The organism is candidate division WOR-3 bacterium, from assembly GCA_016926475.1.
Taxonomy (GTDB): domain Bacteria; phylum SDB-A; class SDB-A; order SDB-A; family SDB-A; genus JAFGIG01.
Genome location: JAFGON010000074.1, coordinates 17,665 through 29,760, shown reverse-complemented (window position 1 = coordinate 29,760; position 12,096 = coordinate 17,665). Strand labels below are relative to the sequence as shown.

The window sequence follows — 12,096 nt, the reverse complement described above, 5'->3', positions numbered from 1 at the left end:
TTATTTTCGGAGAGGGAGGGATGTGCTTCACCTTCGGTAAACCATTCCCTCCCGCTTACTTCATAAGCTCACAGCACAGCTGCGAACTACCAAAAATAAATTTGTGGAATTTATTTTCGGAGAGGGAGGGATTCGAACCCTCGGTAGGATATTCTCCTACGCAGGTTTAGCAAACCTGTGCCTTCAGCCGCTCGGCCACCTCTCCTAAAAAACAGTCCACGGAGAGCGGGGGACTCGAACCCCCAAGAGGTCTCCCTCCGCCGGATTTCAAGTCCGGTGCCTTACCATTAGACTAGCTCTCCAAAGCTTGTCCACTTTTATATAATCTCTTTAACCCTCTGTCAAATACTTTCAGTCAACAGTTTCGGGTTTCCTTTGGAAAAGCAGGACATAGTATATTCTGTATGAAGGGAACACTTTGACTAGTTCATACCTTTCCCAAAATCTGTCATCAAACAGAAGGTTGTAGAAGAAAACGTTTTGAGAAGAATATGATACGAGAAGATCTTTCGATAATTTCGAATTAGGTTCTTCCCATATTTTACCCCCTTCGCTCCAAGAAGGGTAAGCGACGGTAATGACCCAATCCGGCTCTATTTCAAAGATCATGTCTCTCATTTCGGATCTAAGTTTCTGCACCCTATCAAGGCCTTCTGGAGTTTTGGAAAGCAGGTACATCGTAAAAGGGCTCACTCCTTCCTGGAATAGTTTCATCGAGACATCTTTTGTCACCAGTCCAATGACGTCGTAAAAATAGAGGTCGGGGTTTCGATAAGGTATAAGACCCATCTCCTGTGAGACCACGACATCTCCTTTAGATGCCTCTTTATTGAGAATCAGGGCTATACTTCCGTGTGCTCTTTCCAGAGATGGTTTCATTTCCCTGAAAAAGAAGCCTATTAAAAGTACCGTTATGACATTCAACGCCAAAAGGGAATAAAGGAAAATCTTTGAAATTTTATTTTTCAAAGAAATTTTGTGCGCGGAAGCGAAAAGGATAAAAGGTAATGAGGGGGTGAACAGTCTGTAAGTGGTAAAAAAATCCGGAGTTCCACTGACACTGTATGCGAAAAATAACCACGAGACAATTACTGAATACAAAGTAAAAAAATCCCGGTTTCTGTTTGTAAAAGCCAGGAACAAGAAGTATCCGGTACCTCCGAGTAAAAGACCTACTACTATCATTTCGGCTCCGGGGATTATCCTGAGAAGCCCCCCTGACATTTTGACGTAATATGTGTTGGGTAAAAGATCCCCAAAATATAAAAATCTCCAGGTGTTGTATAAAATAAGAATGAGAACTGGAAAGAAAAGGTATTTTAAAAGTTTTGTGATTTTAAAAGGCCTCTGAACTGTCAGAAAAGCCAAAACCGCGGATAGAAAAAATATGTATCCTTCGGGTCTGATCAAAGGGGAGGTCGACGAGACTAAAAACCCCCAGAAATATTTTTTTCTGAAAATCAGATATCCCGACAAAAAACCAACCAAAGAAAAAAAAGTGGTCTCCATACCCGGATGAGCCCAAACCGCGAAATAAGGGGAAGCGCTCAAAAAAAGAGCCATTATAAACGCCTTGTCCGTCGATCCCCAGTATTCTCTTAAAGAGCTGTAAAAAACGAACACGAGAACCAGAGCGGACGCGATTGAAAGTATTTTTAAGTATACTGCGGGGTCGCCACCAGCAGCAGTGAAAGGCACACAAAACAACGTCCAGAGAAAATTCGTGTAACCTTCGACCCTCTCTCCAAGGTTGAAGACCATTCCGTTTCCTGTTCTTAGGTTTTCGGCGTATCTGCATGAAATGTAGATGTCGTCGAAGACGAAACCATAAAAAACGGCTGTCCACAACATCCAGAGCAAAGTTATAGTTGCTATATGTTTCTTTGGCATAATTTGGAATATTTTAACGAAAAACCCCTCCGTGAGGGAGGGGTTTTTCTCGATTGAGCTCTTTTTTACCTTGAATTATTTCTTGGACTTTGTCTTCTTTCTTCCTGTTCCCTTTGAGGCGGCCTCTGATTTTGAGGAGGATTGTTTCTTCTCTCATCGTCGTTCTGTTGCCGGTTGTCAGTGTTTTGAGGAGGGTTGTTGTCTCTCCTTTCATTGCTGTTATCATTTTGGTTGTTGTTTTGCGGCGGTGTGTAATTACTGTTGTCATCGTCAGTCTGGGGTCTAGTGTTCGTGGGAGGAGTGTAGTTGCGGTTGTCGTCGTCAGTCTGGGGTCTGGTGTTCGTGGGTGGAGTGTAGTTTCTGTTGTCCGTTTCAGGTCTGTTGTCGGTCGTCGGATTTGTCCTTGTCGTCGGTTGACTCGTCGTTATGGTGTTTGATGTGTTACGGGAAGTTATGTTTCCTTGTCTGGGAGGAGTCATGTCAGAATTTATTGTCGGAGTTCTCTCGTTGACCGGTCTGCTTGTAGTCAGATTTCCGGTGTTTCTCGAAGTCAAGTCGCTGTTTGTCCTCGAGTCGGTCACAGGAAGCCTTTCATTTACAGGGCTTCTCGTGTCGGTTTCCGGTCTTACAGGCTGAATGTCGCCCCTGGACAATTCAGGGGTTTCCCGTAGAGGATTTTCCGGGTTTCTCGTGGTCAATTCCCCTTCTTCAACAGGTGTCCTCAAAGAGAGTTCCGGGTCAAGAGGTTGGCTGACCATAAGTCCATCGCTGTTCCGGGGATTTACGTCAACAAGATCGTAAGTTCTTGTAGGTTTGTCTCCGACGAAACCGTACAGGGGGTCATGATATCTGTACCGAGGCCTGTAAAAGGATTCCCGGGTAACACAGACCCACCAGTTATCATAGTACCAGGGATACCACCAGTAATACGGATAGGGATACCAAGCGATCCAACCGGGTCCCCACCACCATACTACCCTCGCGGAGTACCAGCTTGAACCGGGAACCCATACCCAACCCCATCTTCTTGAATAGACCCAGTGGCCGTAATGGTATGTCCACCATCCCCAAGGTTCATAGGACACCCACGTCCACCCCCAACCTATCGTCCAAACCCATTCACCGTCGTAGTAGGGCTTCCAATCGGTGACGTACACTTTAGGTCTCCAGCAATATCCATGAGAAGACACGTAGATCCATGTCCCGTTTTCATCGAGTGTTCTCGCGCTGCTCTCAATTTCCTTTGGAACATAAGCTCTGCTCGGTGAGTTCTGGTTTTCATACGTTGCCGGTTTGTAGGGAGTTGAAGAAATGTTTGAATTTTCAGATACAGGTCTTCTCACTATCGAACCTATTCCGGAAGAATTTATTGTGACAAAATCACCGGCTTCGAGAAGTTTTTCTTCTCTTTTCGTCTTGTATGCTCCTGTCCCTTTTATCACTTCGGCTTCAATTTCACCGTTCAGACCTACTTTTATGCGAAATACTCCCTTTGGGAAAGACGTGACGATCCCGACATCCGTCTCGAGGTCGAGGTAACTCTTGGTGTTTTCTTTTGTGGAAGAAAACAGCTCAAATTCTCCGAAGTTGGCGTAAATTCTAGTGGAAACAGAATTATCCGCTTCATTCTTTCCAGTATGAATGATGATGCAGGAAGAGTTTTCTCCGATTCTGAGAGTAGATCCGTCTTCGATGTCAATTTCGACATAACCGCTTTTGACAAAAATTGAATCACCGGCTTCCACTGGTAAATTTGCTATTCCATACTCAGGACTCTCTGAATAAGATTTCTGGATTATAGCTTCTCCGGTGACCACGCTCATCCTCGCGGGTAGCTGGTCTGAAAAAATCAGAGCCGGTAAAAACAGGGAAAATATGAAATTTATTTTCTTCATAGCGCCTCCTTTATTCTTAAATAAAGTAAGCAATATACATGCCTTAAATTCACTCAAGTTTTAAATTGCGTCGAAACGGAAGAATTTATCATTTGGGCTGATTTCATGGGTATATTTTAGCACAAAATTTGTGCATTAAGAAAAAAAGCGTTTTCACAGAAATCTTGACAATAGGGATTGAATATTGAGAAGATGAAGTCATGAAAGAGATTTTTAAAAGTGGATACGCTGGAATATTCGGGTTGCCCAACGCCGGCAAATCAACATTGTTGAATAAAATTTTGGATTTTGAACTTTCACCAGTTTCAAAAAAACCCCAAATGACAAGAAACAGAATTCTCGGGATTTTAAACGGAAACCAGTATCAGGTTGTAATTATTGACACACCTGGATTTATAGACCCAAAATACAAACTACAGAAACACATGGCAAATCAAATTCAAAAAACCATAAAAGACTGCGATGTGGCTATCTATGTCACAGAACCTGTCGAGCCTATTGATAAAGACGTCGACCTATCGAAAAGTTTGATGTCTCCATCGGTTTTGTGCATAAACAAAATAGACAAAATAAAAGACAAGAGAAAACTTTTACCACTGATAGATTCCTGGAGAAAAAAAAGGGATTTTGAAGATATAATCTTGATTTCAGCCCTTCAGGGCGACAACACAGAAAAGCTAATACAGTCAGTCGTGAAACTGCTTCCGCAGGGTCCTAAATATTTTGAAGAAGACGATATCACGGACAGAAACGAAAGGTTTTATTGCTCTGAAATTATAAGAGAGACTTGTTTTGATATATACGAAAAGGAGATACCTTATTCGGTCTCTGTGGTGATTGATGATTTCAAGGAAAGAGACAAAAGAAAAAAACATTACATAAAAGCTTCTGTTTATGTAGAAAGAAAATCCCAAAAGGGCATCATAATAGGCGAAAACGGAAAAATGATAAAAAAACTCGGCACCGTCTCAAGGGAAAAGATCGAAAGTTTTTTGGGAAAAAGCGTTTTTTTGGATTTGTCTGTCAAACTGATGAAAAACTGGAAAGATGATTCTGAAAAAATATCTAAACTTGGGTACAATGATTAGGAGGCTTTAATGAGCCGAATTTTGATAGGATCCATTCTAATAGAACAGGGGCACTTAGACGAAAAAACCTTAAATGATGCCCTTGAGACGCAAAAGAAAAAAAAAGAAAAGGGAGAAGATAAGAAAATCGGTGAGATACTCATAGATGAAGGATGGATAGAAGAGGGAATACTTCTGGACGCGCTTGTAATACAGAGTAAAAAGAAAGATGAAAATTAGATTTGTCATCCTTTGTTTTGTCATTATCTCCTGCAGAGGCCCGGTTGAAAGAGAATTGCAGAATGAAGATTTCAAGCCGGATTACTACGGTCTTTCATTTGAGAAGACGCTCATTGTCGTCGGCGACGAGACCCTCTCGGTCGAAATTGCCGACGATGAAAACGAAAGATCCTTAGGCTTAATGTACAGGGACAGCCTTCAACAGAATGCGGGTATGCTGTTTGTTTTCGACAGACCGACAAAACTGTATTTTTGGATGAAAAACACAAAAATCGAGCTCGACATAGCTTTTATCGATTCTTCAATGGTGATAATGGAAATCGAAAGTTTAATACCTTATTCGACCGAAAATGTTGCTTCAGACTTTGACGCAAAATACGCCCTCGAGGTGAACAGAGGTTGGTTTAAAGAGCGCAACATAGTTTTCGGAGATAAGATAAAATTCACTGAATAGGAGGTGTCTATGCGTCTTTTTTTAACTATATCGCTGGCGTCTTTACTCGTTTTTTCTTTTACTTTTTGTTCCAAGAGCACGACAAACCCGGTAGAAGAGCCGAAGAGGTGGGAACCGACTGACCCGGCACAGGGTGGAACCGGACTTCAGATCTATTACCTCATGGGCTATTTTCCTGATGAATACCCGGGACTACCTTATCAGCTACCAGTAAGCGGAAACCTCAGAACTGCCTTCTCAAAGGTCATGAGAGGGAATGCCGATGTAAACGGCCTTCATATCTATTTCAAGCAATCGGGCGGAGATTCGGTTTTTCTGAAGTGTTTCACGGATTTAGACAGTTTTTATTTGCCTACAATGGCTTTACCCCTCTATCCCCCCGACATTCTCTATCCATTTGAAATCGGCCAGACTTACTCTATCAAATTCAAAACGGATCAGGGTGAAGCTAACGGCAGCGTTGTTATGCCATACATAGACATGTCTTACCCTTCGGCGTCGGACACGGTCATATCCCTCTCGAGCATACAAAACGCCGGGAAACTGACTCTGAGGTGGACAACTAACTATGGAACGATAACGACAAGGCCTGCCCTCGGAATAGTACAGATAACGGGTTCTTCTGTATTTGGCCCTCTGCCTATACCTCTGCCATACGCGGTCAACCAAGTCGATATTCCCGCCAATTTTTTCAACACTGGAAACATGACCGTTTATGTTCAGGCTCTGAATCTCGATACCGTAAGCGGCAATATTTTACTCTACGACACAATAATTTTGCCGGGCAACATAGACACTATAATAGGAAATTACACATTCCCGGCGGCGACTTACGTCAGCTACAGAAAAATTAGAATAAACTGAAACGGAGAGAAAAATGATAAGAGTTGTGCCGCAAGATCAAGCTATCAAGTCGGTAATAGAGAACCAAGAGACTAAAGGGGTAAAAAAGAACCTGCTTATAGGATCCAGGGAAGGAAAACCCACGATGGCGCTTAGGGTATTCGAACTCGATGAGGGAGGGTACACTCCTTTTCACGCTCATCCATGGGAGCATATAAACTACATACTAGAAGGTGAAGGAGCGTTGAAAACCGAGGAAGGTGAAATCGAATTGAAAAAGGGATTTACGGTGTTTGTCCCGTCCGATGAAAAGCATCAATACAAAAATAAGGGCAAGGGTAAGTTCAGTTTTATATGTCTTGTGCCAGTGGAAAAGGAATGAAGAGACTTATCTACATACTTATCTTCTTTCTCGTATCATGTTCCACGACTGGCGAGGTAAGATCTCTCAAAACAATAAAGATGGTCCCTGAGATTATCAGGGTTTCAAATCCGGACACTTTTTTGCAAAATGTTGAAGCTGTGTCGAGAGGAGAGCTCGCTTACCTGATAGAGACAAGGTTCTCTTCCAGCTGCATTCTCGAGCTTTTTCCGATCAAGAATTCCGATTTTCCCAAAGACATATCCAATCACTGGGCTGGTATTTATGCTGTGAAAGTCTCGCAGAGAGATATTATGCCTCTTTTCCCTGACGGAAGTTTTTATCCCGACGACCCTGTGAAAAAATTCCAACTCGCTATAGTTTTTTACAAATTGATAAGGGACTTTTTTATTATCTATTCAACGGAGGACATTTACACCGAGAGTTGGAAATGGGCGGTTGAAAATGGTTTGGTATCGGGTGACAGGCAAAGCTACGTTTCCGGGGCCGAAGCCGTAGAAAGCGTAAAGAAAATCTGCGATTACATGTCTAATTGACCTAATGGGCGTAAAAATTTTAAAAGTCTCGGGTAAAGGACTTGCCACAGAACTCGGAATTCTTCCGGGAGATGAGATAGTTTCGATCAATGGGAAACAGCTCCAGGATTATTTCGACCTTTCTTTTTGGATTTCAGATTATAGGGGTAAAATTGTATGGAAGAGTCAGGCCGGAAAGAAGAGCGCTGACCTCGGCGGATACACACCTAAAATATTCGGCGCGGTAATCGAGCCTTTCAGATACAAAAGATGTGCGAACAAGTGCGTTTTTTGCTTCGTAGATCAAAACCCGAAAAATTCAAGAAAATCTCTTAAATTTAAAGACGACGATTACAGGCTTTCTTTTCTCAGCGGGGCTTACATCACCGGTACGAATTTGACCGAAAAAGAAATTATGAAAATTACCGAATTGAAACTTTCGCCTATTTACATAAGCGTTCATGCGACAGACCCGCTGGAGAGAGGGAGGCTTTTCGGTTTGGAACGCGGAGCTCCCATAGTTCCGCTTCTAAAAAAGCTGGTCGGCTCCGGAATCAAAGTTCACACTCAAATCGTAATCGTGCCAGGGATGAACGACGGAAATGTGCTGGAAAAAACTCTCGAAGATCTCGTGAAGCTCAAAGCGGCCTCCGTTGCACTTGTGCCTGTCGGGCTTACAAAATACAGAAAGGGTTTGACGCCTTTAAGGGAGATGACAAAAGAGGAATCCCAGGAAGTCATAGGTTTAACCCTATCCGCAACTTTTAGAAAAAAAAGAGACTTGACGCCTCTTTACCCCACAGATCAGATGTTTTTGAAAGCGAATGTTGAAATACCCGGAAGATCCTATTACACAAACTTTCCTCAACTGGAAAATGGTGTCGGCGGTTTGCGTCTTTTTATCGATAGAGCAAAAAAAACATCAGAGTTGAAAATAAAAAGGCCTTTGTTTATTCTGACCGGAATCGCTATGGCTCCTTATGTCCAGGGGTTGGCAAACAAAATTTTCTGCGGAAAAAATTGCGCTGAAGTTGTTCCTGTAAAAAACAGATTTTACGGAGGAAACGTCGACACAGCGGCTCTTTTGTCGGGCAGAGATCTTAAAAAAGCTTTAGAAAACCTCGAAGAAGGCATTATAGGAATACCGGCAAGGACTCTGAACCACGAAGGTCTTTTTGTAGATGGTTTGAAAATTACTGACATTGAAATTTCTACAGGCAGAAAGGTCTTTGTATGTCCGGAAAACCCAAGGTCTTTTTTCAACAAACTTGATAAATCATTGTAATAAAGTGTAAAATAAAAAAATGTCAAAACCTTTGATAACAATAATAGGCAGGCAAAATGTCGGCAAGTCGACACTTTTTAACAGACTTCTCGGAAGAAGAAAAGCGATAGTTGACGAAAAACCAGGCGTCACAAGAGATTTCAACTATGGAGAAGTTGAATGGTGCGGCAATAAATATGATTTCGTCGACACAGGCGGGCTGTTCGGGTATGATTCAAAAGCAGGAATTATGGATGAGATATCATCTGTCCTCGGAGAGTTGCTCCGTAAATCTTCACTCGTGGTGTTTTTGGTGGACGGAAAATCCGGCGTCAACCCCGGAGATAAAGTAATAGCGGAAATACTGAGAAAATCGGGTGTGAGTGTTTTGATAGTGGTAAACAAAATCGATAATCCGTCAGGTAACGCGGGACTTAATTTCCCTTTTTTCGAACTCGGTTTAGGTAATCCAACTCCGATATCAGCCACTCAGGGTTTCGGAATCGGAGAAATGCTCGATTCTATACAAGAAAGGGTTTCAGGCAAAAATTTCAAAGAGAGGGAGAAACCTTTAAAGATAATAATAGCCGGAAGGCCTAACGTAGGGAAATCCTCTTTGATGAACACTATCTTAAACAGAAAAAGATCCATTGTTCACGACCAACCCGGCACGACGCGAGATCCGGTGAGTGAGGAGATAAAGTATCACGGCTATAATTTTGAGATAGTTGATACCGCCGGATTCAGGAGGATGGCTCGAGTCGAGAGCGACATAGAGTATTACAGCATAAAAAGAGCCTGGGACGAATACCGGCAAGGAGAGGTTACGATTCTCGTAATGGATGCCAGCCAGGGATTCGTCAGAGGAGACTGGAGGGTCCTCAAAGAGATCGAACAATCCGCAGGTGGTTTGATTGTATGCCTTAATAAATCTGATCTCGTGGATCCTGAAAATCGGGATATTCTTATTAAAAGCGTCAAAAAATCACTTCAATCACGATCTTATATTCCCGTTGTACTCGTTTCAGCTCTCAAGAAAACAGGCGTGCCGAAACTTGTCAAAACGATCCGGGAAATTCAAATTAGAGGCAGTACTGAATTGGACGAGCAAACTCTCCAAGAAACTCTTTTGGATTCGGTCATATCTCACCATCCGCCTATGATCGGGAAAAAGAGAATCAACATCTATTCATTTCATCTCGTTCACAAATTGCCACACATAATCACCGCAGAGACTAACCTGCCCCAGAGTATAACCGACAATTACCGCAAATACCTTGAGAAGAATTTACGGGCTCGTTTTGACCTTGAAGGAATAGTTGTAAAAATAAAACCGGTACAAAAGCAATGACGGTAATTCTATTTTTAGCATTTGTTTTATTGGCTTTTTTTATCGGTGGAATCCCTTTTGGACTTTTAATTTCGAAATTATACGGCAAAGATCCCAGAAAAGAAGGCAGCAAAAATATTGGAGCGACAAATGTATTGAGAACGGTCGGTGTTTTGCCGGGGTTGATAACTTTTACTCTCGACATCCTAAAAGGGTTGTTGCCTGTCCTCGCCGTAAAAATTCTGGTGGGGAAATTTTATTACGACGATTTGCTTTTATTTGAATTTTCTCCTTCTGCGACGGCGCTCGGTGCGGTGCTTGGGCATATATTTTCGCCCTACCTGAAATTCAAAGGCGGAAAAGGCGTCGCGACAGGACTCGGAACAATAATCGTCCTCACGCCGTTGCTGTCTGTTGTTTGCTTTTTGGTTTTTGTTCTGATTTTAACATTTTCCAGGATCGTATCTGTGGGATCAATAATAGCCGCTCTGAGTTACGCTTCTTTACTTACTGCTATTAAACTGATGAAATTGCCTTTATCTCAAGGTGAATTTTATTATGGGATAGCAACGGCGGTTTTTGTCGTTTTTTCTCATAGAAAAAATATCTCGAGAATTCTAAAAGGGCAGGAGACAAAATTCTCTTGGAAAAAAGAACGGTAAAGATAATAGGCGCTGGAAATTGGGGAACCACGTTGGCTTTGCACCTTTCAAACCTGGGCGTAAAAACATATCTCTTTGAGCCTGTCGCCGAGAGACGCCTTGAATTGCGGAAGACGAGAGAAAACAGCCTTTTTTTGCCTGGTTTCAAAATCAGTGAAAATATCGAAATAATAGACTCCCTGGCCGAGGAAGGCTCAAACGCGGACCTGCTTTTCATTGTAGTGCCATCAAAGTTTTTCCGTCAAACTGTTGAATCCATCTCTTCTATGAAAGATAGGTTGAAGGGTGTTGTAAATTTCACCAAAGGTCTGGGTGAAAACGGCGAGCTTTTAAGCGAAATAATGGCTGAAATTTTTCCTGAAGAAAAAATTGCCGTAGTCTCAGGTCCGACTATAGCGAATGAAATAGCGCGTCAATTACCTGCTTCATGTGTCGCGGCTTCAAGAAACACCTCTCTCTCATCTATGGTTCAAACTACACTCTCTTCGAGTAGGTTCCGTGTTTACACCTCTGAAGACGTCAAAGGGGTGGAGCTCGGAGGAGCGCTGAAAAACATCATAGCGCTTGCTGCAGGAATACTCGATGGGATGAATCTCGGCACCAACGCAAAAGCGGCCTTGATGACAAGAGGGAAATACGAGATAGAAAAACTCGGTGTCGCCCTAGGGGCAAAAAATGGAACCTTTTCAGGGCTTTCTGGTTTCGGCGATTTAATAACGACATGCTTCTCTCCTCTGAGCCGGAACAGAACGCTTGGTGAGAGGTTGGGCAGGGGCGAAGTGTTATCCGAAATAAAAAAAGACATGCTGATGGTCGCCGAAGGCGAAAGGACTGCTCGAATAGCCTGGAAAATAGCTGAAAAGCTCGAGATAGAAATGCCAATTACGTCTGTGGTCGTCGATATTATGGACGAAAAAATCACCCCGATGGAAGCTGTGAGAATTTTGATGGACAGGGGACTGAAGCCGGAGATTGAATTTTGAGGAAATTTTTTTCCAAAAAAAAAGTCTATTATTCGATAAGCGAAGTGGCTAAAAAGGCGGGTGTAAATCCTTATGTTTTGAGATTTTGGGAAGATAAATTTTTTCCATTTTTAAAACCAAAAAAAGACAAATCAGGCAGAAGAAGATACACATCTTCCGATCTGGATGTCGTTCTGGCAATAGTAGACCTTCTTTACGTGAAAAGATTTACAATAGAAGGCGCGGTCAAGGAACTTCAGCTGAAGTTTTCTACAGGGGCTAAAGCGGCAAAAATCTCCTCGGCTCAAAAAACAAAAATGGTCATCAAAGAGGTTAAAAAAACACTCAAAGACCTGCGTTCGGATTTGAAGAAGTCGGGATTTTATTTCCCTTCGGAAAAAAAGATTGGAGCTGATACTGCCTATCAAAAGGAACTCGACGCGGTCCAACTCAATTTATTTTCAGACGACATTTCTTGACAAGACAGGTGTTTATACTCTATATTTCTGAAAATCGGGGCGTAGCGCAGTCCGGCTTAGCGCACTTGAATGGGGTTCAAGGGGTCGGAGGTTCGAATCCTCTCGCCCCGATA

Annotated in this window: 13 protein-coding genes and 3 tRNA genes; 12 read left to right on the top strand and 4 right to left on the bottom strand. The window is 42.6% G+C overall.

Annotated features, from left to right (window positions below; all coding sequences use genetic code 11):
- Nucleotides 1-117 precede the first annotated feature (117 nt).
- The 4 genes from JXA84_07680 to JXA84_07665 form a co-directional block, all read right to left on the bottom strand.
- Nucleotides 118-205: transfer RNA gene (locus tag JXA84_07680), tRNA-Ser, on the bottom strand.
- A 14-nt stretch (nt 206-219) separates the two neighbouring features.
- Nucleotides 220-302 (bottom strand) — tRNA-Ser (locus tag JXA84_07675).
- Between the two features lie 49 nt (nt 303-351).
- Entirely contained in the window at nt 352-1,890 is a 1,539-nt protein-coding gene (locus JXA84_07670; GenBank protein ID MBN1151078.1) for a hypothetical protein, read from the bottom strand.
- A 65-nt stretch (nt 1,891-1,955) separates the two neighbouring features.
- Nucleotides 1,956-3,785: a hypothetical protein gene (locus tag JXA84_07665; protein MBN1151077.1), complete on the bottom strand. Its 1,830-nt coding sequence runs from the start codon at nt 3,783-3,785 to the stop codon at nt 1,956-1,958.
- Nucleotides 3,786-3,985: 200 nt separating this feature from the next.
- Here JXA84_07665 and era point away from each other — a divergent pair, with 200 nt between their 5' ends.
- From era to JXA84_07605, 12 genes are all read left to right on the top strand, one after another.
- Nucleotides 3,986-4,873 (top strand): GTPase Era, encoded by an 888-nt coding sequence (era, locus tag JXA84_07660; protein MBN1151076.1) that lies wholly within the window; start codon nt 3,986-3,988, stop codon nt 4,871-4,873.
- Between the two features lie 9 nt (nt 4,874-4,882).
- Nucleotides 4,883-5,092: a hypothetical protein gene (locus JXA84_07655; protein ID MBN1151075.1), complete on the top strand. Its 210-nt coding sequence runs from the start codon at nt 4,883-4,885 to the stop codon at nt 5,090-5,092.
- Nucleotides 5,082-5,546 (top strand): DUF192 domain-containing protein, encoded by a 465-nt coding sequence (locus tag JXA84_07650; GenBank protein ID MBN1151074.1) that lies wholly within the window; start codon nt 5,082-5,084, stop codon nt 5,544-5,546. The genes JXA84_07655 and JXA84_07650 overlap by 11 nt, the downstream gene beginning before the upstream one ends.
- A gap of 9 nt (nt 5,547-5,555) precedes the next feature.
- Entirely contained in the window at nt 5,556-6,410 is an 855-nt protein-coding gene (locus tag JXA84_07645) for a hypothetical protein (protein MBN1151073.1), read from the top strand.
- A gap of 13 nt (nt 6,411-6,423) precedes the next feature.
- On the top strand, nt 6,424-6,771 hold the full coding sequence (locus JXA84_07640) for a cupin domain-containing protein (GenBank protein ID MBN1151072.1): 348 nt from the start codon (nt 6,424-6,426) through the stop codon (nt 6,769-6,771).
- Nucleotides 6,768-7,307, top strand: coding sequence for an S-layer homology domain-containing protein (locus JXA84_07635; GenBank protein ID MBN1151071.1), 540 nt, complete (start codon nt 6,768-6,770; stop codon nt 7,305-7,307). Before JXA84_07640 ends, JXA84_07635 begins: the two co-directional genes overlap by 4 nt.
- Before the next feature lie 4 nt (nt 7,308-7,311).
- Nucleotides 7,312-8,571, top strand: a complete 1,260-nt coding sequence (locus JXA84_07630; protein MBN1151070.1) for a DUF512 domain-containing protein — start codon at nt 7,312-7,314, stop codon at nt 8,569-8,571.
- Nucleotides 8,572-8,590: 19 nt separating this feature from the next.
- Complete coding sequence (gene der, locus JXA84_07625) at nt 8,591-9,901, top strand: ribosome biogenesis GTPase Der (GenBank protein MBN1151069.1); 1,311 nt, start codon at nt 8,591-8,593, stop codon at nt 9,899-9,901.
- Nucleotides 9,902-9,930: 29 nt separating this feature from the next.
- Nucleotides 9,931-10,542, top strand: a complete 612-nt coding sequence (gene plsY / locus JXA84_07620) for a glycerol-3-phosphate 1-O-acyltransferase PlsY (protein MBN1151068.1) — start codon at nt 9,931-9,933, stop codon at nt 10,540-10,542.
- Entirely contained in the window at nt 10,524-11,525 is a 1,002-nt protein-coding gene (locus tag JXA84_07615; protein MBN1151067.1) for an NAD(P)-dependent glycerol-3-phosphate dehydrogenase, read from the top strand. The genes plsY and JXA84_07615 overlap by 19 nt, the downstream gene beginning before the upstream one ends.
- Nucleotides 11,522-11,983, top strand: a complete 462-nt coding sequence (locus JXA84_07610; protein MBN1151066.1) for a MerR family transcriptional regulator — start codon at nt 11,522-11,524, stop codon at nt 11,981-11,983. The genes JXA84_07615 and JXA84_07610 overlap by 4 nt, the downstream gene beginning before the upstream one ends.
- Nucleotides 11,984-12,018: 35 nt before the next feature.
- Nucleotides 12,019-12,094: transfer RNA gene (locus tag JXA84_07605), tRNA-Pro, on the top strand.
- The last annotated feature ends 2 nt before the right edge of the window (nt 12,095-12,096 follow it).